This is a genomic window from Acidovorax sp. Root568 (assembly GCF_001427445.1).
GTDB lineage: Bacteria > Pseudomonadota > Gammaproteobacteria > Burkholderiales > Burkholderiaceae_C > Acidovorax > Acidovorax delafieldii.
This window is the reverse complement of sequence record NZ_LMGP01000006.1, coordinates 48,227-70,508: the sequence shown is the minus strand read 5'-3', so window position 1 is coordinate 70,508 and position 22,282 is coordinate 48,227. Positions and strand designations below refer to the sequence as shown.

The 22,282-nt window shown below is 60.7% G+C and carries 18 protein-coding genes and 1 pseudogene; 8 read left to right on the top strand and 11 right to left on the bottom strand.

Translation table 11 applies throughout. The annotated features are described in order from the left end of the window. The 6 genes from ASD75_RS06355 to ASD75_RS23630 all read right to left on the bottom strand — a co-directional run. Nucleotides 1–449 (bottom strand): M20/M25/M40 family metallo-hydrolase (locus tag ASD75_RS06355; protein WP_156400956.1); only part of this gene is annotated, 449 nt, incomplete at its 3' end. Between the two features lie 26 nt (nucleotides 450–475). Next, nucleotides 476–1,927, bottom strand: a complete 1,452-nt coding sequence (gene hydA / locus ASD75_RS06350) for a dihydropyrimidinase (RefSeq protein WP_056744118.1) — start codon at nucleotides 1,925–1,927, stop codon at nucleotides 476–478. A gap of 80 nt (nucleotides 1,928–2,007) precedes the next feature. Beyond that, nucleotides 2,008–3,465, bottom strand: a complete 1,458-nt coding sequence (locus ASD75_RS06345; RefSeq protein WP_015012633.1) for an NCS1 family nucleobase:cation symporter-1 — start codon at nucleotides 3,463–3,465, stop codon at nucleotides 2,008–2,010. Between the two features lie 221 nt (nucleotides 3,466–3,686). Then, complete coding sequence (preA, locus tag ASD75_RS06340; RefSeq protein ID WP_056744116.1) at nucleotides 3,687–5,000, bottom strand: NAD-dependent dihydropyrimidine dehydrogenase subunit PreA; 1,314 nt, start codon at nucleotides 4,998–5,000, stop codon at nucleotides 3,687–3,689. A gap of 33 nt (nucleotides 5,001–5,033) precedes the next feature. Further along, nucleotides 5,034–6,383: an NAD(P)-dependent oxidoreductase gene (locus ASD75_RS06335; RefSeq protein WP_056744114.1), complete on the bottom strand. Its 1,350-nt coding sequence runs from the start codon at nucleotides 6,381–6,383 to the stop codon at nucleotides 5,034–5,036. Continuing rightward, on the bottom strand, nucleotides 6,383–6,532 hold the full coding sequence (locus tag ASD75_RS23630; RefSeq protein WP_156400955.1) for a hypothetical protein: 150 nt from the start codon (nucleotides 6,530–6,532) through the stop codon (nucleotides 6,383–6,385). Before ASD75_RS23630 ends, ASD75_RS06335 begins: the two co-directional genes overlap by 1 nt. A 182-nt stretch (nucleotides 6,533–6,714) precedes the next feature. Between ASD75_RS23630 and ASD75_RS06330 the strand changes: the two genes are divergently transcribed. Further along, the gene (locus ASD75_RS06330; RefSeq protein ID WP_056744112.1) at nucleotides 6,715–7,422 is read left to right on the top strand and encodes a TetR/AcrR family transcriptional regulator; all 708 of its coding nucleotides are present in this window, start codon (nucleotides 6,715–6,717) and stop codon (nucleotides 7,420–7,422) included. Between the two features lie 89 nt (nucleotides 7,423–7,511). Here the strand turns inward: ASD75_RS06330 and ASD75_RS06325 are convergent, their stop codons facing one another. Beyond that, a complete protein-coding gene (locus ASD75_RS06325) occupies nucleotides 7,512–8,876 on the bottom strand; it encodes a sigma-54-dependent Fis family transcriptional regulator (protein ID WP_056744111.1) in 1,365 nt (454 codons plus the stop codon). Between the two features lie 360 nt (nucleotides 8,877–9,236). Between ASD75_RS06325 and petA the strand changes: the two genes are divergently transcribed. Next, a complete protein-coding gene (petA, locus tag ASD75_RS06320) occupies nucleotides 9,237–9,863 on the top strand; it encodes a ubiquinol-cytochrome c reductase iron-sulfur subunit (protein ID WP_056744109.1) in 627 nt (208 codons plus the stop codon). 47 nt (nucleotides 9,864–9,910) lie between these two features. On the opposite strand, the gene ASD75_RS06315 is transcribed toward petA, so the two are convergent. Then, complete coding sequence (locus ASD75_RS06315) at nucleotides 9,911–10,798, bottom strand: LysR family transcriptional regulator (RefSeq protein WP_056744106.1); 888 nt, start codon at nucleotides 10,796–10,798, stop codon at nucleotides 9,911–9,913. Between the two features lie 110 nt (nucleotides 10,799–10,908). Here ASD75_RS06315 and argC point away from each other — a divergent pair, with 110 nt between their 5' ends. From argC to ASD75_RS23615, 6 genes are all read left to right on the top strand, one after another. Then, a complete protein-coding gene (argC, locus tag ASD75_RS06310; protein ID WP_056744103.1) occupies nucleotides 10,909–11,844 on the top strand; it encodes an N-acetyl-gamma-glutamyl-phosphate reductase in 936 nt (311 codons plus the stop codon). Nucleotides 11,845–12,063: 219 nt separating this feature from the next. Then, nucleotides 12,064–14,061, top strand: a complete 1,998-nt coding sequence (locus ASD75_RS06305) for a tetratricopeptide repeat protein (protein ID WP_056744101.1) — start codon at nucleotides 12,064–12,066, stop codon at nucleotides 14,059–14,061. Between the two features lie 86 nt (nucleotides 14,062–14,147). Then, nucleotides 14,148–15,935, top strand: coding sequence for a glycosyltransferase (locus ASD75_RS23190; RefSeq protein WP_082564918.1), 1,788 nt, complete (start codon nucleotides 14,148–14,150; stop codon nucleotides 15,933–15,935). A 283-nt stretch (nucleotides 15,936–16,218) separates the two neighbouring features. Next, nucleotides 16,219–18,540: a pre-peptidase C-terminal domain-containing protein gene (locus ASD75_RS23625; protein WP_156400954.1), complete on the top strand. Its 2,322-nt coding sequence runs from the start codon at nucleotides 16,219–16,221 to the stop codon at nucleotides 18,538–18,540. Between the two features lie 8 nt (nucleotides 18,541–18,548). Beyond that, complete coding sequence (locus ASD75_RS23620; protein WP_235511556.1) at nucleotides 18,549–18,875, top strand: hypothetical protein; 327 nt, start codon at nucleotides 18,549–18,551, stop codon at nucleotides 18,873–18,875. 79 nt (nucleotides 18,876–18,954) lie between these two features. Continuing rightward, nucleotides 18,955–19,188, top strand: a complete 234-nt coding sequence (locus tag ASD75_RS23615) for a hypothetical protein (protein ID WP_156400952.1) — start codon at nucleotides 18,955–18,957, stop codon at nucleotides 19,186–19,188. On the opposite strand, the pseudogene ASD75_RS06290 reads toward ASD75_RS23615, so the two are convergent. From ASD75_RS06290 to ASD75_RS23605, 3 genes and pseudogenes are all read right to left on the bottom strand, one after another. Further along, nucleotides 19,136–19,872 (bottom strand): annotated as a pseudogene (locus ASD75_RS06290) (IS5/IS1182 family transposase); the annotation flags it as partial. The gene ASD75_RS23615 and the pseudogene ASD75_RS06290 overlap by 53 nt on opposite strands. A 104-nt stretch (nucleotides 19,873–19,976) precedes the next feature. Then, a complete protein-coding gene (locus tag ASD75_RS23610) occupies nucleotides 19,977–21,044 on the bottom strand; it encodes a hypothetical protein (RefSeq protein ID WP_156400951.1) in 1,068 nt (355 codons plus the stop codon). Then, nucleotides 20,986–22,272 (bottom strand): hypothetical protein, encoded by a 1,287-nt coding sequence (locus ASD75_RS23605; protein ID WP_156400950.1) that lies wholly within the window; start codon nucleotides 22,270–22,272, stop codon nucleotides 20,986–20,988. Before ASD75_RS23605 ends, ASD75_RS23610 begins: the two co-directional genes overlap by 59 nt. Between the last annotated feature and the right edge of the window lie 10 nt (nucleotides 22,273–22,282).

Sequence of the window (22,282 nt, the reverse complement as noted above, 5' to 3'; positions counted from 1 at the left end):
ACGCCGGAGCCCATCATCACGGGCACAAAGCGCGAGCCTTCTTCGTTGGTCCAGAAGGCCACTTCGATGGGGGCCTCGGTTTCGATGCCGTGGTCGTTGAGCGTGCGCACCACTTCGATGCCGGCGAGCACGCCGTAGTTGCCGTCGAACTTGCCGCCGGTGGGCTGGGTGTCGATGTGGCTGCCGGTCATGATGGGCGGCAAATTGTTGTTGCGGCCGGGGCGGCGCATGAAGCCGTTGCCGATCTTGTCGATGGTGACGGTCATGCCTGCCTCGCGCGCCCAGCGGGTGACGAGGTCGCGGCCTTGTTTATCGAGGTCGGTGAGGGTCAAGCGGCACACGCCGCCCTTGGGGGTGGCGCCGATCTGCGCCAGCTCCATCAGCGATGCCCACAGGCGTTCGCCGTTGATGCGCAGGTTCTCGATGTCGGGTTTGACTTTCGTGTCCATGGTGTTCTCCAGATGCATTGCAGCGCTTAGCGCGCCACCGCCGAGGGGGCCAGGTCCTGCGCACGCTTTTGTACGGCCTGGAAGTTAGCGCCAAACGCGGGGCGCTTGATGTAGCGGCCCTTGCCTTGCTCGGCGCGCAGGTCACCGTTGGCAAAAACCACCCGGCCCTGGCTCACGGTGTGGCTGGGGATGCCGCGCACGGTGCGGCCTTCAAAGATGTTGAAGTCGCCCTTGCTGAACTGGGTCTTGGCGGAGAAGGTCTTGGTGCCTTGCGGGTCCCACAGCACCAGATCGGCATCGGCACCTTCGCCGATGTAGCCCTTGCGCGGGTAGATGTTGAACAGCTTGGCCGCGTTGGCCGAGGTGATGGCCACGAACTCGGATGGGGTGAGGCGCCCCGTGTTCACGCCGCCATCCCACAGCGCAGCCATGCGCTCCTCCACGCCGCCCGTGCCGTTGGGGATCTTGGCGAAGTTCTCCTTGCCCATGGCCTTTTGCGCGGCGCAGAAGGTGCAGTGGTCCGTGGCCGTGGTGTGCAGCTGGCCCGACTGCAGGCCGCGCCACAGCGCCTCCTGGTGGCCCTTGGGGCGGAAGGGCGGGCTCATCACATAGGCGGCGGCCTTGGCAAAGTCAGGATCGCGGTACACGCTGTCGTCCACCAGCAGGTGGCCTGCCAGCACTTCACCGTACACGCGCTGGCCGCGCGCACGGGCGCGGGCAATGGCGTCGGCCGATTCCATGCAGCTCACGTGGACCACGTAGATCGGCACGCCCAGCACATCGGCAATGGCGATGGCGCGATTGGCGGCTTCGGCCTCCACCATCGGTGGGCGCGACAGCGGGTGGCCCTCAGGCCCGGTGATGCCCATCTTGGCGACCTCTTGCTGCAGCAGGTACACCAGCTCGCCGTTTTCGGCATGCACCGTGGGCATGGCGCCCAGCTCCAGTGCGCGCTTGAAGCTGTTCACCAGGGTTTCGTCGTCGCACATGATGGCGTTCTTGTAGGCCATGAAGTGCTTGAAACTGTTCACGCCTTCGTCCTGCACCAGCGTGCCCATGTCGGCGCGCACCTGCTCGCTCCACCAGGTGATGGCGACGTGGAAGGAATAGTCCGCCGCAGACTTCTCGGCCCAGCCGCGCCACTTGCGGTAGGCGTCCAGGATGGACTCCTGCGGGTCGGGGATCACGAAGTCGATGATGCTCGTGGTGCCGCCAGCCAATGCGGCTGCCGTGCCGGTGAAGAAGTCGTCCATGGTGACGGTGCCCATGAACGGCAGCTGCATGTGCGTGTGCGGGTCGATGCCGCCGGGCAGCACGTACTGGCCGCTGGCGTCCAGCGTCTCTGCACCCGCAGGGGCCTGGGCCGCAGCGTCGTCCCCCACGGCCACGATGCGGCCATCGACACACAACACATCGGCGCGCTGTTCACGGTCGGCGTTGACCACGGTGCCACCGCGGATCACAAGGGCTTGGGTCATGGGGGTCTCCTTCAGGGATACGGATCAATTCAAAAAAAGGGACCCTGCGCTGGCACCAGGCCCAGGCAGGGTCCAGGGCGTCACTTCTTCTTGGCCGTCAGGTAGTAGTAGGTGCCGGCCACCGCCAGGCTGAAGAACCAGCCCGAGTCGAACAGCGACAGCCAGATGGCAGGCATGCCCGCCTTGTCCACCACACCCGACACCGCCAGGTAGCCAGGCAGGCAGGGCAGCACGCCCAGCGCGAAAGCGATCAGGGCCTGCAGATTCCAGCCGTTGCTGTACTCGTATTCACCGCCACGGCGGTACAGGTCGTCCACCTTCAGCTCGCTCTTGCGCACCAGGTAGTAGTCCACCAGCAGGATGCCCGCGATGGCGCCCAGCAGCGTGCCGTAGCCGCCCAGCCAGGTGAACAGGTAGCCGCCCGAGGTGGCCAGCAGTTTCCAGGGCATGAACAGCAGACCGATGCCTGCAGCGATCAGGCCGCCCATGCGGAAGCTGATCTTGGACGGCGCGCACTGGCTGAAGTCATACGACGGCGAAACCAGGTTGGCGGCCACGTTGGTGGTGAGGTTGGCGAGCAAGATCACCAGCAGGCCCAGGCCTGCGGCCACGCTGCCCATCTGCGTGAGCAGGCCATCAGGGAACAGTTGCGCCTTGCCATACAGGATGGCCGAGGCAGAGAAGCCGATCACGCCCACCATGGAGAACAGCGCCATGGGAATCGGCAGGCCGATGGCCTGCCCCACCACCTGGTCCTTCTGCGACTTGGCAAAGCGGGTGAAGTCCGGAATGTTGAGTGCCAGCGTGGCCCAGAAGCCGACCAGGCCGGTGAGCGCCGCCCAGGTCTTGGGGCCGCCCTCGACCACCTTGGCGGGCAGGTTGAAGAGCTGGCCCGAGGGCACCTTCATCATCAGCACCACAACCAGTGCGATGGACGCAATGATCATCAGCGGCGCCGCAATCACCTCCAGCATGCGGATGGACTCCGGCCCCTTCCAGATGAACCAGATGTGCACCGCCCAAAACGCCAGAAAGCACATGAACTGCGAGGTGCTGATGGTCTGCCCATCGGCCGGTCCCGCGAGCCCCATGCCCAGGATGTTGAGGAACCCGTGCAGCGCCAGCGCGCCAAAGTAGCAGTTGATGGAGAACCAGCCACACGCCACCAGCCCGCGCAGCACGGCGGGCAGGTTGGCGCCTTTCACGCCAAACGATGCACGCGCCAGCACCGGGAACGGCACGCCGTACCGGGGCCCCACGCGCCCGATGAGCACCATGGGCACCAGCACGATGCAGTTGGCCAGGAACACCAGCCACACGGCCATCTGCCAGGTGAAGCCTTGGTCCAGCATGGAGCTGGCCATGGTGTAGGTGGGCACACACACGACCATGCCCACCCAGAGTGCGGCAAAGTCCTTCCACGTCCAGTGTCGCTGCGCGGCGGTGGTGGGGAGCAGATCTTCATTGGCGAGCGTGTTGGATGCATCGCCGGGCATCAGCCCCGCCACATGGGCCGCGCTGCCGGTACTGTTGGTCATGCCTGTACTCCTGTCAAAGACGTCGTTGGGGTTGCACACAACCCGCTGTCTGTTCCAGCGCCCTCACGCTGGCAGATGGCGGGCAAAGGGAAGCGAGCGATGCTAGAGATCACGCAAGAACTGCACCAGATGCAGTGCAGCATGCGTTGCAAATCGGCACCACAACGGGTGCTGCCGCAACGCCTTGCGGGGTCTGTGGCACAAGCTCGCAGGGGCACATGTCAAGCTGCGGCAGACACGCGCTGCGGGTTGTTGGGGTGCGTGGTCCAGTTGGCGTATTCGCCCGTCACCGTCTTGCCGGTGCGCACATCCACCTCGCCGGGCGCGAGCGCACGCATGGTGATGCACTCGGGCACGGGGCAGATCGACACGCACAGGTTGCAGCCCACGCATTCGGCCTCGTTGATCTCGAACTTGCGCACGCCGCCTTCTTTGGTGAAGGTGATGGCCTGGTGCGAGGTGTCTTCGCAGACCACATGGCAGCGGCCGCACTGGATGCAGGCATCCTGGTTGATGACAGCTTTTTCGATGTGGTTGAGGTTGAGGTTCTTCCAGTCCTTCACGGTAGGCACGGCCTGGCCCTTGAAGTCGTCGAGCGTGGCGTAGCCGTGCTCGTCCATGAAGTTGGACAGGCCGTCGCACATGTCCTGCACGATCTTGAAGCCATACACCATGGCGGCCGTGCACACCTGCACCGTGCCGCAGCCCAGCGCGATGTACTCGGCCGCATCGCGCCAGGTGGTGATGCCGCCGATGCCGCTGATGGGCAGGCCCCCCGTCTGCGCGTCGCGTGCGATCTCGGCCACCATGTTCAGCGCAATGGGCTTGACGGCCGGGCCGCAGTAGCCGCCGTGCGAGCCCCAGCCGTCCGTGCTCGGACTCATCACCATACGGTCCAGGTCCACGCCCATGATGGAGTTGATGGTGTTGATGAGCGACACCGCATCGGCTCCGCCCGCCTTGGCGGCGCGTGCGGGCTGGCGCACGTCGGTGATGTTGGGTGTGAGCTTCACGATCACGGGCAGCTTGCTATAGTGCTTGCACCAGGCCGTGACCATCTGGATGTATTCAGGCACCTGGCCCACGGCCGCGCCCATGCCGCGCTCGCTCATGCCGTGGGGGCAGCCGAAGTTGAGTTCAATGCCGTCGGCGCCGGTGTCTTCCACGAGCGGCAGGATGTTCTTCCAGCTCTGCTCCTCGCACGGCACCATCAGCGAGACGATCATGGCGCGGTCCGGCCAGTTGCGTTTGACGCGTTTGATCTCTTCGAGGTTGGTCTGCAGAGGCCGGTCGGTGATCAGCTCGATATTGTTCAGTCCGATCACGCGGCGGTCTTGCGACATGAGTGTGGAGTAGCGCGGGCCGTTGACGTTGACCACGGGTGGGTCTTCGCCCAGCGTCTTCCACACCACGCCGCCCCAGCCCGCTTCAAAGGCGCGGGTGACGTTGATCTCTTTGTCGGTGGGCGGTGCGGAGGCCAGCCAGAAGGGGTTAGGGCTTTGGATGCCCAGGAAATTGCTGCGAATGTCTGCCATGGGGTGCTCCCGTGAAAACTGGGGTGAAGGGGTTCAAGCCATCAGTGCGGCGTGGATGGACACAGCGGCGACCTTGCCGTGCTCCACCGCTTCCACCGTGAGGTCGCGGCCGCCCACACGGCAGTCGCCACCCGCCCATACACGCGGCAGGCTGGTCTGGCCTTCGGCATCGGTGGCGATGCGCCCGCCCTCCAGTGCAATGCGGTTGCCCACGGGTTCGGCCACAAAGGTCTGGCCAATGGCCTTGAGCACCATGTCGGCGTCCAGCGTGAAGGTTTCGCCCGTTTCCACCAGCTTGCCGCCGCTCAGCGCCGTGGCGGCGAACCGCACACCCGTCACCGCACCGTTTTCGCTCAGCACCTCTTTCGGTGCAGCCCAGTGGCGGATCGTCACACCATTCGTCTGCGCCCACTGCTGCTCCACAGCGGACGCCGACATGGCCTCGGCGCCGCGGCGGTAGACGATGGTCACTTCTTCGGCGCCCAGCTTGCGCGACTGCACGGCAGCATCCACCGCCGTCATGCCGCCACCAATCACCACCACGCGGCGGCCCACCGGCAGGGTCGAGAGGTCGGTGCTCTGGCGCAGCTCGGCGATGAAGTCCACCGCATTGCGCAGACCGGTGACCGTGGGCTCAGCCACGCCCAGCGCGTTCACGCCCTGCAGGCCCAAGCCCAGGAACACCGCGTCGTACGCGCCCAGCAGGCTGTCGAGCGTGATGTCACGGCCTAGTTGCTGGCCGGTGCGCACCTCAATGCCACCGATGGACAGCAGCCACTCCACTTCCTTCTGCGCAAAGTTGTGGGCGGTCTTGTAGCTGGCCAGGCCATATTCGTTGAGGCCGCCGAGCTTGGGGCGCGCCTCGAACAGCACCACGTCATGCCCGCGCACGGCCAGGCCATGCGCACAGGCCAGGCCCGCAGGCCCTGCGCCCACCACGGCCACGCGCTTGCCGGTGGCGGCTGCACGCTGGAACAGCGGTGCACCGGGCTGGGCAAAGAAGGCGTCGGTGGCGTAGCGCTGCAACGAGCCGATCTCCACCGGCTTGTCCTCGTTGGTGTTGCGCACGCAGGCCTGTTCGCACAGCACCTCGGTGGGGCACACGCGGGCGCACATGCCACCGAGCGGGTTGGCCTCCAGGATGGCGCGGGCAGCGCCCCGGTTGTTGTCCTGCGCAATGCGGTGGATGAACGAGGGGATGTCGATGCCCGTGGGACATGCCGTGGCGCAGGGCGCGTCGTGGCAGTAGTAGCAACGCTCGGCCTCGATCAGCGCCTGCGCCCGGGTGAGCGGCGGGTGCGCGTCGCTGAAGTTGACGGCGTAGTCGACCAGGTTCAGGCGTGCGGCATGAATGCCGCAGGCACGGCTTGCGGGTGTGTCCATCAGGTTTCCTCCGAGAGGGTGAGGGTGGGGGTCTGGGCGCCCAGGGGGCGTGCAAGCGCACGCCGCGCAGCGGTGGAACGCCAGCCAGTGGCGCCAACCAATGCGGCACCAGCGTGAATGCTGGTGCCCGCAAACTTCGGAGGTTTCATCGTGGTCCTCGCTGTGGGGTGCAGGTGCCCGCTGCTTTGCGACGGCGGTGCCCTGCGTTGTGGGTCAATTTACCAACCCGTAAAAATTTACCAATTGGTAAAATCCCTACAGCAAACCGCGTGCCAGCCTCCAGCCAGCCAATTGCCAGTTTTCAGGCCCCGGCTTGTTCCACAATGGTGCAATGACTGCAGCCCGCCCGTCCCCTGCCCCCCCGCCCCCGCGTCCCCGCAAGGCGGCCCTCCCGCCCGCCCACGACGAGTCCGCCCCCCGCGCCCCCACGGCCTCGCGGCTGCTCAAGGAGCAGGGCATCCTTACCGAGGCAGAGAATCAGTTTGCGCAATTCGGCTTTGAGGGCGCATCGCTGGAGAGCATTGCCGCCGCCATCGGCATCAGCCGCCACAACCTGCTGTACTACTTCCCGAGCAAGGAAGCGCTGTACCAGCGGGTGCTGGACGATGTGCTCACCCAGTGGCTGGCGGGCATGGAAGACCTGTCGCACAGCGATGACCCCCAGCAGGCGCTTCGGCGCTACATCCGCGCCAAGCTGCACTATTCGCGCACCCGCCCCCAGGGCGCCAAGGTATTCACCAAAGAGGTGATTGCGGGTGCACCACGGTATGGCACGGCCATCACCGAACGCGTGGCGCCGCTGCTCAAGACCGAGGTGCGCACCTTCGAGCGCTGGGCGCGCGAGGGCCGCATTGCCAAGGTCAACTTCACGCACCTGATGTTCATCATCTGGTCGGTCACCCAGGCGTATGCGGAGCAGGAAGCCCAGTTCGCCCTGTTGCTGGGCAAACCCGCCCTGACCGAGCGCGACTACGAAAAGGCCGAGGAACTGATCGTGCGCATGGTGCTGAGCGCGCTGGCGCCCGATGCGGTGGTCTAAGCCAGCAAGGCGCACCAAACGCTATATAAAAGATAGCTGCCAGCACAATCAATACATGCGCTTGAGGCCAATTTCTTCACTTATTGGCGTCAAGCACCCAATGTTTTCAGCCGCCGATACAGCGATCGCTCGCTGATGCCCAGCCGCCGCGCCAGGGCTGAACGGCTGCCCTGGTGGGCAGCCACGGCCTGGCGCAGGGCCTCGTCGTCGGGCAAGGGGCGGCGTGATAGCCCCGCTAACGCAACCGATACAGGCAGCACCCCTGCGCCCTGAGCCACCGCACCCGCGAGCGGGGGCAGACCACAGGCAAGCGCTTGCTGCACATGCTCCGCGCCGATGCTGTCGCCATCGCACAGCAAGGCGGTGCGCTCCAGCAGGTTGCGCAGTTCCCGCACATTGCCGGGGTACGGCTGCGCCTCCAGCAAGGCCAGCGCAGCGCCAGACAACTGCAGCGCGCGGGGCGGGGGCGCCACGCGCTCCAGCAGCGCGCGTGCCAGCAAAGCGGTGTCCCCCTGGCGTTCGCGCAGCGGTGGCAGGTGGATGGGGAACGTGCTCAGGCGGTAATACAGGTCTTCGCGAAAGTGCCCTGCGGCCACCATGTGCTGCAGGTTGCGGTGCGTGGCTGACACCACGCGCAGGTTGGCATGCCGCAGCTCGGTGCTGCCCACGCGGCGGTAGGTGCCGGTCTCCAGCAGGCGCAGCAGCTTGACCTGCAGCGGCAGCGGGATGTCGCCCACTTCGTCCAGAAACAGCGTGCCACCGTCTGCCGCGTCCACCAGCCCCGGCCGGGCCTGGGCCGCACCGGTGAACGCCCCTTTCTCATGCCCGAACAGCTCGGACTCGAACAGCGCCTCGGGCATGCTGGAGCAGTCCACGGGCACCAGCGCACGCCGCGCGCGCAGGCTGCCCTGGTGCACGGCATGGGCCACCAGCTCCTTGCCCGTGCCCGACTCGCCCAGCAGCAACACCGCAGCCCGCGAAGGCGCCACCCGCGCCACCAGGCCCAGCATCTTCTGGAACGCGGGCGAACGCCCAATGAGCCCCTGCGCGGACGGCACCGGCTGCGCCGCCACCGGCAAAGGCACCATCTTTTCCACAAAAAATCCCGTTGTGCCCTCCGCCCCCGCCACCGGTATCAGCTCGATCTGCACATATTCCTCACCCTGGGCCGTGTGGTGCACATGCAGCACCCGTTCGCATTGCCCCGAGGCGCGCGCCTGCGCCAGCGGGCAGGACTCGCCCGCCTGGTCACAGGGCACGCTGGCGTGGTGTGACACAGCGTGGCAGGTGCGCCCCACCACGCTGCCCTCCGCGCCGCCCGCTGCACCGAACTGGCGGCGATAGGCGCCATTGGCCGCCAGGATGCGATAGCGGTCGTCCAGCAGGATGTGCGGATCGGCCAGGCCTTCCAGGAAGGACACCAGTTCTGCAGGTGGTGCGGGGAGATGGGGCATGGAAAAACCTTGGCACATGCAAGGGCCCTAACGGTGCACCGGTTTCGGCAGCGGGCCTTTGATCTATGCCATGCGGACTGCAATGGATGGCAGTTGGCAGCCGGTTTGGCAGACAGCGGGCTGCGAATCCGGCCACGGCCGGGCCCGCAGCGCGCGGGCAAGCCTCGCATCGCGCGCGCAACCCGTTGAATTCACGGGCTTTTCATGCAGCACGCGCCATGGCACGCAGGTCTTAAGGGCGATGGCACGCGGTTTGCGGTAAGCCATAGCCGCTCGCAGCGATGCGGGCGGTGGCTGTCACCCCGGCGAGAACCTTTTCTGTGCCACAGCCCGTCCCGTCCTCCTTCTCAGAAAGCCCCCATGGCCCTCCACCCCGCTACAACGAATGGCTCCCTTCCAGGCACAGAGGGCGATCCCGCTGCAGAGCGTCGGCAGTTGATGCTGCTGACGGCGGCCACAGGCTGCGTGGCGGCGGCAGGGGTCGCCGTGCCCCTGGTGTCCAGCTTGGCCTCCAGCGAACGAGCGCGGGCCATGGGCGCCGGCGTGGAGGTAGACATCAGCGACCTGCCGCCCGGCGGCGTGAAGACGGTGGAATGGCGCGGCAAGCCCGTGTGGATCATGCGGCGTACGCCCGAGATGCTGGCCGCCCTGCCGCAGCAAGACGCCGCACTGGCCGACCCCGCCTCGCGCAAGGACCAGCAACCCGAGTACGCCCGCAATCCGCAACGCTCCATCCGCCCGGAGGTGTTTGTCACGGTGGGTATCTGCACCCACCTCGGCTGCTCCCCCACCGCCGTGCCCGCAGGCACCTCCAACCCCAGCGTGGGCGACCAGTGGCAGGGCGGCTTCTTTTGTCCCTGCCACGGCTCCACCTTCGACCTGGCGGGCCGCGTCTTCAAGAACAAGCCCGCGCCCACCAACCTGGAGGTACCGCCGCACCGCTATGTGTCCGACACCCGGCTGCACATCGGGGACGACGCAGCCTGAGCGACAGGCGGCGGCCTGGGGCGGCACATTCCCGGTTCAGCTTCGCGTCACACCTGCTTCTGTTGCCACAGCACATCCAGCACATGCTGGGTGGCGCGCTCCACCGGGCCCGCGCGGTGGGCGATGCCCAGGGGCCGCCACAGCCGGGGCTGCACCGGCAGCATTCGAATGCGCGGGTCCAGCGGCGTGGCGGTGGATGCCTCGTGTGGCAGCAGCGTGGCCCCGTAGCCGGCGGCCACCAGGCTCTTGATGGCATCGTTGTAGTTGAGCTGGATGCGCGCCTTGGGCTGCTCGCCCGCCAGGGCCAGCCATTCGCTCGTCAGGCGTGACAGGCTGGTGCCGTCATCGTTCAGGATCAACGGCTGCCCCGCCAGCCACTGAGGCGTGACCCTGCGGGGTGCCTCCCAGGACGAGGGGACGAACGCCACCACGGGGTCGCGCCGCCACGGCATCACCGTCACCCCGCGCACCGAGGCCATGGGCAAGGCCACCAGGCCCACATCCAATGCCCCCAGCGCCAACCGCGACACAGTCTCCTGCGACGTGAGCACCAGCACCTGAACATCGATGCCGGGGTGGTGCTGGCCCAGCACTTCCAGCGCCTGGGGCAGCAGGTGCGCGATGGCGCCGGTGGACGCGCCCAGCCGCACCCGCCCCTCCAGCCCCAGCACCTGGCGCCGTACCAGGTCCATGGCCTCGTCGGCATCGGCCAGCAGACGCCGCGCCCGCTCCACTAGCACCTCCCCCGCGCCGGACGGCCGCACCTCGCCCCGCTTGCGCACCAGCAATGGCGCACCGATCAACCCCTCCAGGTCGGCGATGTGCAGGCTGACCGTGGGCGGCGCCAGGTGCAGCGTGCGGGCAGCTCCAGCGAAAGAGCCGAGGTCAGCGATGGTGACCAGGGTACGCAGCCGGTCGAGATTGAGTTCGCGCATGACGTTCAGCAGAACTGATCTTGATGTTTGTGAAATTCAACTTTTCAAATTTTAGACCGGCGTTGAAGATTCCCACATCCCATCTCCCACCTCTGCCAGGAATCCGCACCATGACCACCCAGCCCCTTGTTTTTATTGACGGCGACCAAGGCACCACCGGCCTGCAAATCCACCAGCGCCTGCACGGCCGCACCGACCTGCAGCTGCTGACACTGCCCGAAGCCGACCGCAAGAACCCCACCCGCCGCGCCGAAGCCATCAACAGCTGCGACATCGCCATCCTGTGCCTGCCCGACACCGCCGCCCGCGAAGCCGTGGCCGCCATCCACAACCCCGCCGTGCGCGTGATCGACGCCAGCTCGGCCCACCGCACGGACGCGCAATGGGTTTACGGCTTTCCAGAGATGGATGCGGCGCAGGCCGCGCGCATCGCCAACGCGCAACGGGTCAGCAACCCCGGCTGCTACCCCACAGGCGCCATCGCCCTGCTGCGGCCCCTGGTGCAGGCCAGCTTGTTGCCTACCGACCATGCGCTCACCATCCATGCGGTGTCGGGGTATTCCGGCGGTGGGCGTGCCCGGGTGCAAGCACACGAAGGCCCCGAGGCAGCACATGCGCATGCCTTCCAGGTCTACGGGCTGCAGCTGGAGCACAAACACACGCCCGAGATCGCGCAGCACGCCGGGCTGTCGCAGCGCCCGTTTTTTCTGCCCTCGTACGGCGCCTTCCGCCAGGGCATCGTGCTGACCATCGGGCTGCATCTGCGGCAGCTCGCGCCCGGCACGCAAGGCGAACACCTGCACACCTGCCTGCAGCAGCACTATGCCAACGCCCCATTTGTCGAGGTGATGCCTCCCGACGCGACAGAAGCGGCCGAGCACCTGGACCCGCAGGCCCTGAACGGCACCAACCAGCTGCGGCTGGGGGTGTTCAACAACGCCCGCCACGGCCAGGTGCTGCTGACCGCCGTGTTTGACAACCTGGGCAAGGGCGCCTCGGGGGCGGCGGTGCAGAACCTGGATTTGATGCTCATCGGCGAACGTTGAGCAGCGTTACCCTGCTACGCATGCCGAGCCCCACAAAATCGGGCGTCCGCGGGTTCCAAACGATCTGCGTGCGTGCAGCAACCTAATGTTTTTGAACACATTTTTTTGCAGTTCACCTTACTTTTTGCTCTGCTACACTGCCTTTTGCACTTTGCCTCCCGCTCGGGTTGGCGCCTCCCATCTTCTCCCTGAAGCCCCTCATTCTCCCTGAAGCCCCTCATGGCTGAATCCGGCAAAGCACCCTATTTTTTCGCATTGATCGTGTTGTTGGCCGTGTTGGGCGTGTACCTGCCCACGCTGAACAACGAACTGCTGTTTGATGACTTGCGACTGACCGAAGGCTCCATCTTTGGTGTTTACGGGAGCTTGCTGGACATCAAGCAGCGCATGATTTCGTACGGTAGTTTTGTATGGATAGAGCAGATCTTTGGCTCTGGCTGGTGGAAGCAGCGTATGGTGAACATCGCGCTGCATCTGGGCGTAGTAGCAGCGATGTATGGGCTCTTCAAAGCGCTCTTGAGCCAGACTCGTTTTCCACAGGACATTGAGGAGCAACCGCACTTCGCGTCCTCTCAGCGCGCTGCCTTGCGGGTTGGCGTAGCGTTGTTTGCCTTGCACCCCATGGCGGTCTACGCTGTGGGCTACCTGATACAGCGGTCCATCCTCATGGCAACGCTGTTCGCGGTGTTGGCCTGCTTCGCGTTCGTGCGTGGGCTGCAAACACAACGTGTTGCCTGGTACGCGGGCGCACTGCTGAGCTACTTGCTCGCCGTGTTGTCCAAGGAGCATGCGGTCATGACCATTGCTCTTGCTGTGCCTCTCTACATTCATGTCAAGCGGCCCAGCTGGAAAAAAATCACGGCACTCCTGGGCAGTACCCTGCTGCTTTTGGCCGTGGTCACCGGGGTACTTCTGCACTTTTATGGCGCGGTAGTGGGCCGGCTCTTTGACGCGCAGTCGCAAGCTTTTGCCCAACAGCTGGAAGCTCTGCAGCCGGGGGTGACCCAGCTGATGTTTCCTCTCAGCATTCTCAACCAGGCGGCACTGTTTTTTGCGTACGGATTGCTGTGGCTAGTGCCCTATGTGGGATGGATGTCCCTGGACCTGCGACCAGCCTTCCCGCTGGGGTTTGCTTCGTCGTGGCACATACTGGGTGCAGTGGGCTACGTCACCCTGATGGCGGGTATGACATGGCTGCTTTTGCGACGCACAGGTGCCCTGAGCCTTGTAGCGCTGCTCATGCTTTTTCCGATGTTGTGGTTTGCCACCGAATTTGCGACCGTGTGGGTGCAGGACCCGTTCGTGCTTTATCGCAGCTATTTATGGGGCATAGCCCTTCCAGGATTACTGGCAGTGGCGCTCACAGGCTTCAAGCCCCGCACGATCTACATACTGGGTACCGTGCTTGGACTGGCCTTGGGCGCCTTTGCTCTGGAACGCAATCTCTCGCTGAGCGACGAAGTAACTGCCTGGACGGATGCCGCCGAGAAGATAGACCTCAAAGCCCCCCCCAATGCGGTAGGACGCAGCCGTCCATTCTTGAATCTGGGGGCCATCTACATACGCAAGGGCATGGTTGAGCAGGCTGAGCGGAACATTGCCACAGCATCCGCCCTGCGCGACCGAGGAGAACTGGGCAGCGGCGCCGTGTTCAACACGGGCGTCATTCTTCAGCTCAAGAAGAAGCACAAAGAAGCACTTCAAGCATTTTTATCGGCCGAGGAGCAGGGCTACTCCGAGGCTGGTTTGCACTTTCACAAAGGCGAATCACAGGCTGCGCTGGGGCAAGTTGTACCCGCGTTAGAGAGCTTTCGCATCGCATTGACCCAGGCCGAGAAGGACCGACAGCAGCAGAGCGTGGTGCCGACCATTCGCATCCGGCTGGTCGAAACGGCCATGGCCGCCCAGCGGTACGACGAAGCCATCGCCGGCTTCAAGGCATTGCTTCAAAGCAACCCCAATGACCCGCGGCTGCGATTGGGCATGGGCATGGCTCTGGTGGGCAAGGGCGAATCGCAAGCAGCTCTTGCAATCTTTGACCCACTCATCGCATCCCACCCTGGCGCCCCTGTGTACTACGGCAGGGCTTTGGCACGCCATCAAGCAGGCCAAGAGGCCGACAGCCTCAAGGATCTGGATGAAGCGATCAGACTGGATCCACAGAATGCGCAGTATCGCCAAATGCGGTCCCTCATTGCAGCGGCCAAAAAACGATAGTCACTTTCAGATTTAGACCAGGGTGGCATTCTGTGGCGTTGCGCGTATTGCATATTGGAAAGTTCTACCCCCCACACCGGGGCGGGATGGAAGTGTTTTTGGCCGACCTCATCAGGGAGCAACGAGCCTGTGGGATCGAGGCCGCAGCGATTGTGCACGGCACTCCGGAGCCGGAGGATCCGCCATGGTTGACGCGGGTTCCAGTGCAGTTTCAAGTAGTTTTCGCCCCCATAGCCCTGGGATTTCGCGCTGCATTGGTGAAAGCCATTCAAACATACAGGCCTGACGTGCTTCACCTGCACATGCCGAACAACTCTGCTCTATGGATCCTCACAGTGGACGAGGCAAAGGCATTGCCCTGGGTGGTGCACTGGCACTCGGACGTGGTTGTTTCGCGCATAAAACTGGGCATCGCATTGGCGTACAAAGTGTATCGCCCATTTGAACAAGCTTTGCTGGAGCGCGCGACGCGCATCATAGCCACGTCCCCAGCCTACCTAGCGGCCAGTCAACCGCTGACCACTTGGAACGAGAAATGCGTGGCGATCCCGCTCGCACTCGACATTAGCAAATTTCCGCAGTCTCCATATGCCTTTAGGCCCATATGGACACCCAACAAACTGCGTGTACTGTCTGTCGGTCGATTAACGTATTACAAAGGCTTTGAGACGCTCATCAAAGCGATAGCCAATCTTACGGATACTGAGTTAATCATCGTCGGCGACGGGGAGCTACATAACGATCTTCAAGCGCTTATACACGCTGTCACCCCATCGGGTAAGAGCCCCAACGTAAAGCTGCTTGGCGCCGTTGATGACGACACAAAACATGCATTGCTTGAAAGCTGCGATGTATTTTGCCTAGCGTCAAGAGAGCGGACTGAAGCGTTTGGCTTGGCACTACTGGAAGCCATGTACCATGCTCGTCCCTGTATTGTGTCGTCGTTACCTGGCTCAGGAATGCCATGGCTGGTCAATGTTGCAGGATCAGGCACGCAAGCACCGCCCGACGATGAGCAGGCTTGGATAAACGCAATAGCACATATGCGAAATCATCCGGCGCTCCGATTGGCACTCGGAGAGGCCGGACGTCGCTCATTGCACTCGCAGTTTGCGATGAAAACTTGTGTCGACTCAATATCTGGTCAGTATGCCCTTGCTGCACCTGAAGCCTCACGCTCAGCAAAAAATAGCCGCGATTTGCTCATCGTTATTCCCGCCCGTAACGAGGCCCTGACCATCGGAAAGGTATTGTCTAGCCTTAGCGCCATGGGCTGGAACGACGTTTTGGTAGTCAATGACCAAAGCACCGATGAAACAGCAAACATCGCACAGGCGCACGGTGCACAGGTACTTAGCCCCGTCTTGCCAGTAGGCGCTTGGGGTGGTATGCAAGCTGGCATACGTTACGCGCGACAGCACGGATATCAAGCGGTCATCACCATGGATGCCGATGGCCAGCACGAGGTCGATGAAATTCCGACACTTCTCAAGGTGCGTGAACAGGCTGACCTCGTAGTTGGCGCCTTTCCCGAGCGCGCCAGCCGCCTCCGACAAATTGCATGGGACTGGTTCCGCCATCTCGCGGGCTTTGACCTGCGCGACCTCACCTCAGGCTTCCGGCTGTATAGCCGTCAGGCGATCGAGGTTCTGGCATCACGCGAGGCTACACTGCTGGACTATCAGGATTTGGGCGCATTATTGCTGGTGCGTCGTGCGGGTCTGCAAATTGCCGAGGTACCCGTCACAATGAACACACGAACCATAGGGAAATCGAGAATATTCAACTCTTGGGTCAACGTGGCGAAATACATGCTTGCGACGAGTTTGCTTTGTTTGGCGCGGTGGAGCCACCGCTCGCGTGGCGGCTTGTAGCGTTCAGATCGCGACACATTGGCAAGAGATACGTAGTGTAGTGCGCACAGGTCTGGTGCAGTGTCTCAGTTGGCAGGATTGATTGGCCCCTACCGCAGGAGGCATAGACTGAATACAGACTCCTGCATTTCAATAGTAATGTTGAAGGAAGTGCTGTGGAGTCCGCCGTGGGAGTGCTTCAGTACCAGCACTGGCGTGGCCGACTTGCACCATACATTCGCAGCAAAGAGTAAACATCGGCACCAGTCGCCCAACAGCCAGTACGGCGTAACACACGTAAGCGATGAACAAATCTACACGACCTTTGATTTCAGCGTGGCGCAGCGCATTAACGGCTCTATCCGCCACTGTTTTGGTACTGTTGTCTGCAGCCGCGCAGGCGCAGCATGTGATGCAACTCGTGCCAGGTCAGGCCCCCTCCGAAAAAATCGCTAAAGCAGCGCTGGATGTCAGGCCCGGGGAAGCGCTGCGCATTGAAAACCTTCGCGTCAATGATGCCAGCCCCAGGGTGGTTAACTTGGAGCTTTACCGCTCTGAGGTAGTTAGCGCCGCCACGCAGTACACCGTATTTGACGATAAAGGCGCCCGCGCCTACCCACTGGCAATTAACGCGCACTTTGTCGGTGTTGTTCAAGGTCAGCCAGGCAGCTACGCCTATGCCACGGTGACTCCTCAAGGCGAAATTCGTACCATCATCCACCAGGGCCAAGACACCGTCTTGAACGAATTACTACCTGCAGTCGATCGTGACGGCGGCAAAGCCGAATCGAGGGCAGTGGATCATGAAAAAGACTTTGTTGATCGTAGTTTTTCTTGCGGTGTAACGCCTGAGTTTGTCCGTGGCAATGCCCAAGAGCAAAAACTCATGCTGCGAAAAATGATGGAGTCCGGTGCACCAGGTGCGACAGATGCAGCCACCATCAAAGCAACTGGCATGCGGCGTGCGGATATTATTGTGGACAGTGACTATGAGTTCTTTCAACTCAAAGGCACTGAATCAGCGACGTTCAACTACATAGTGGATCTGTTTACCTACGTAAGCAGTCGCTACCAATCCGAGATATCCACCAGATTTAACCTCAAGCAAATATTGGTTCGAAGCACCGTCAGCGATCCGTGGAGTGCCACGTCCACCAGTGCGATGCTTTCAGAACTGCGAACAACCTGGAACGGTGGCTCTTATGCATCGATTACCCGCCACCATGTCCACCTAATGAGCGGCAAGCCCGCGGGCGGGGGAATCGCTTACATTGACACATTGGGAATACCTTCCTACGGCTATGGAGTAAGCGCCAGCTTGGCAGGCAACTTTAGCCCCAACAACCCACAGGTAATCTGGGACTCGGTTGTTGTTGCACACGAGATTGGTCATGCATTTGGCAGCTCGCACACTCATGAGTTTGACAACCCCGCTGTAGTTCCGTCTCCCAACGTTGGCGGCGGAGCCATTGACTGCTGCTATTCGCCCGATGGCCCGAGCCAGTGCAGCACCGCACTCGGCGGGACCAACCAATTTGGGTACTTGCCAGGCCTGAGCTCCACAACGGGAGGTGGCGCTGGTCAACGCAATGGCACCATCATGAGCTACTGCCATTTGTTGAATGGTAGTTTTGGCAATATCGCGTGGACTTTCGGTACAAGCCATCCCTATGGCGTCAACCCTTCGCGTGTGCCCAGTGCTATGACAGCAGAGGCTCAACTCTACTTACCCCTTGACTCTGCCAGCACCTACGATGTGTACGTTACTAAAGCAGGCGCTGGCGCTTCGACTAGTACGGTTACCAGCAACCCTGCAGGTATCAATTGCGGGATCGACTGCACAGAGTCCTTTACCTCAGGTGCCGCCGTCACTCTAACCGCAACACCTGGCGCTGGGTACGTTTTCGCCGGTTGGTCTGGTGGTGGATGTACCGGTACAGGTGTTTGTATTTTGACCATGGACTCCTATAAAGGAATTACAGCCACCTTCACGGCTCCACCCGCAGGTTTATTGTCGATTGCAAAAATAGGCACCGGTAGCGGTACTGTAGTGCGCTCAGGAGGCTCGTTGAATTGCGGGGCCAACTGCACCGAATCGCTTGCATTGGGTGCCACGGTGACTTTGGTTGCCCCCCCTGCAGCTGGTAGCACTTTTGCAGGCTGGAGCGGTGGAACCTGTGCCGGCACTGGCTCATGCGCATTCACCATTAACGCCAACACAACAGTGAATGCACAGTTCAACGCCACCAACGGAGGCACCACATCTACCCCACTACTGCAAAATAACCTGTCGGGGGTTGCGGGGTCAACTCAATATTTTTCAGTGACAGTACCGACGGGTGCCAGCAATCTTGTCGTCCAAATGAGTGGCGGCACCGGCGATGCGGATTTGTATGTGAAGTTAGGGCAAGTGCCCACACTCAGCTCTTACGACTGCAGACCATATGTAAATGGAAATACAGAGTCATGCACGTTTCCAAACCCGGTCGCCGGCGTTTATTACATAATGATTAATAGCTATCAAAGCTTTGATGGATTAACACTGTCAGCGAGCTACCAGAAGTCTTCAACCACCAAAACCAAAATCAATATTCTTCCTGCAATCCAATTGCTTTTATTTGACTAAGAGGAATTATGAAAGTCAGCACAAAAACCATCGCAGCCACAATTTTTTTTACGATCGCCTGCTCAAGCCACGCAGGATCATCGAGTGGCAAGGTTACCACCATGATCATTAACTCCAGCAATTATTTATTTTTTACCGTGGGCACAAAATCAGGCTCTCCCACCTGTGGAAATAATGATCAATGGGCCATCAATCTGGCAACGGCGCAAGGAAAGTCGATTTATGCCTTGCTCTTGGCCGCACAGGCACAAGACAAAACAGTGAACGTGGTTGGGAACAACACGTGCAATAACTGGGGAGATCGCGAAGATGTTCTTTATGCGTTTACCTCATAACACAACCTAGCAGGCTGCAGGAATACCTGCACCTCCAAAAATGCGTGCTGAATGGTTGCGCTCCCAACGAGGAACTCAAATGGGTCGCCAGCAGACCTATTTATGGAGTCAAACTTTTGAAGCCATCATCAACCAGCAGTATTTCAGCGCCCTGCTGAGCAATGCGCAAACCATTTGTAGCATCCCGAACGTCCATACGGTCACTTGTGAAACAGTTGCTGCTACACCTATTATCAAGTTCGTCCTGAAAAATTCCGTTCTCAGCCGCAAGCATGTTGGTTCTCCAGCGCAGGGGCGAGCAGCGCTGCGATGACCGCCTGCATCGACAACCCGAACTCGGCGCATAGAAGCCGCAGCGCGGCCAGGATCAGGCGCCGGTTGTGCCCAGCGCCACACATCGCCGCGCGCAGCGCATCGCCCAGTGCGCCCTTGAGCGGATTGCGGGCAAGCCGCCCATTCATCTTCTTGTGCCCGATAGTCGGCTCTATGGCGCTGCGCCTTTCGATCATGGCCTTGAGCGGGCGGGTGATGCCACGCTTTTGGCCTGACATCAGGACACGCACGCCCTCAACCTTCACGCCACGGTAGCCCTTGTCCACGATGGCCGTGGCTGACGGCTTGTCCGTGCCGGTGAGGATGCCCACCTGCTCCGGCGTTTCGGCCGGTGTATGCCCGTCGTAGGGGTTGCCAGGCATGGAGCGCATGCCCACCACCAGCCCTTCCTTCAACGTGGTGGCAATGCAGACCTTCACGCCGAACTCTTGCGGTGTCCTTGCCTTGACCTTGCTGATGCATTCGACCTGGGGCGCGTGCAGGGCTTACAGCTTGTTCTTGCCTTTGGTGCGCTGGGTGAGGTGCGGCCCGTGCGCTGCAGCCGGTCCTGGACTTTGGCCTTGGCCGCTTCGCGCAGCATGTGCAGTGGGCGGGTGACCTCACGATGCACGCGGCCGACGCGGGTGCGCAGTGTCCTCACAGCTTTGCGCATACGGTTGATTTCCACGCAAACAAAACCCAACGGGGGTTGGTGGGTCACTTCTGCGAGGAAATCAACACCAACTTGTTATTACTGCGATTTTACCTGAATGGTCCAGCCTAGATAAATTAATCCCGTCCTGAGACTATAGCCTCCACTCGACTATAATCGAAAATAGACACCCTCTCCGACCCACTCACCTCAAGAAGATGAGAAATTAAATCACAAGGCAACGGACTTCGACTTTTATAATCATGAAAATAAATATGCGGCAGATTTATTAATTTACTCCGCTGCTCTGCTGCCGCAATACCTTCATCATCGAGCAAACAAATGGCGGGAAGCCCCAACAAATTAGCCTCCGCATGAATCGACGAAGCACCATTACAAACAACAATATCCGCTCGATGCATCAAATCAACAGAATTATCTACCGAAGAAAATACACGACAGTGCGGATGTTTTCTGAATAGATTCTCTATCTTATCAACCCCATTCCATGCCGGTAGCTTGACAATGACATTGGGCCCCAACAATGGTTCAAAATATTCAAACACACCCTGATCACCGTATCGCCAGCGCAGATGTTCGATCATGCTGATAAATAAGGCAACGGTTGGTGTCTGCCCTGGTAACGTACCGGCAACCCCAGTGCCACTCTGCGGCACCCTTGGTGGACTCACTTTAGCGTGTTTGATCCAACCAGCTGCATGTACTTGCGTTTGCCTGCCAACCACAGCTTGTAATGCAGGCGCTGGAAAAGGCGCAAATATGTGATCAAACAAGTCAAGGTAGCGATACTCATTAAGATTGCCATCACCAAAAGGCGTTAACAAGTCATGAGGAATATAAATCGAACGCAAGGGACGCAAAATCCCCAAAATCTCTAACGGAGCCAAGTATTTTGGATAGTGTTTAGCAAACAAGGGCGCCAACATCCCTGCGGTCATTGTAGTGAGGTTGGTGTGTGCTGAGGTAATATATGTACACTGACTATTACTTAAATATTGAAGGAGCCCTACAGCGTCACCCTTGAAAGAAGCGAAATCAATTTCATGCACTCGATGTCCTTGGTTCCGCAAATAATCAGCCAAATCACCAAGAACATATTCAGAGGCCACACCGGACAAAACAACTTCAGCCACAATCTTGATCCATGTGGAAACCAAATTCACTGACAGCAATATGTTGGCCATACACACGTATTCCAGCCGCCGCAGCATATAGTCCGTGTGCTACCGGTAGTTCAATCAATGGGTGGGGACCACAGCCAGCACGCACTTGTGTAGCGGTCAGATTCAGCCAACAAGTAATCCGCACACACTCTGCCTGGATTTGGCATTCTTCAGGCGGGACTTCTTTCGTTGAAAGACATTTCCACGCGCCGTCGTGCAACCAAATCGATAACACAGCGGTGCCGGGCTGGATCGATTGAATCATGGCCAGTACCATCGCCGTATCACCTGGTCCATGGTAAGCCCCCACCAACGATGCATGGCCCTCAACACGATGCAACGGCCACTGCATGACCGCCTGTATTTTCTGATAGTACCCAGTGGTTATGGCCTTATCAGCATCATTTTGGTAAATAGACAGTGATAAGGTATTCTGTGCCCCTATCCAGCCCAAGGCGCTGTCGCGCAAACCGCTATTCAAAACGCTACGCCACTTGGTCGTCCTGACTCCTTCTGGCTGACCAAGCCGACTTGCACGGTGCAAACACCAAGCCCCCCCTGTCCCTGACAAGCCTGGCTGGCTGCCAAGCAGCAAAAAATCACCATCTGCAGACCATCCGTGGGTAATGTGGTCTAGTTCACCATCGGATAAGACACTGGCAATTTCAAAAAACCCGATCTTGTGTAAAGACCGCCGTTGGGTGGCAAGGTCATCACGGACTTGCGAAAAATAAAACAAGTCGGATCGACAGGCTCGGATCAATTGAAACGGCACCTGTGGAGACTGAAGCGCTAACTTCATGAGGTCCAGCCCTACCACTGCAATGGCATCCCATCGGCGCCCAGTGAGCACATCTGCCCAGTCTTTCTGAGTTGCGACTACCACGACCTCTGCAGACTGGAATAAACCGCAAGCGGCCTCTGCCGTCAGCGGACAGGCAATCACCAAGCGACATCGCTGCAATAGATCACCATGACACCACCACTGGGTATGCAGGCTGTGCAATAGACCAGCGTGCACATGTTCCGGCGCAACATCATGAAGCGCATGTTGTGGCGTTACGGGTGCCTCCAGGGATATACCCGTCATGGAATTCGCTGCAGGTTCGATGATGGATTGCCGCAATTCGCGAACTTCCTGTCGCAATTGCTCAAGCGCTATCACTGTAGATGCACTGAAGTAGGTGCGCAGCCGTTCAAATAAGGGATGCAACAACCCCACCAACCAATTTGATATTATGCGCTTCATATAAGAGTCA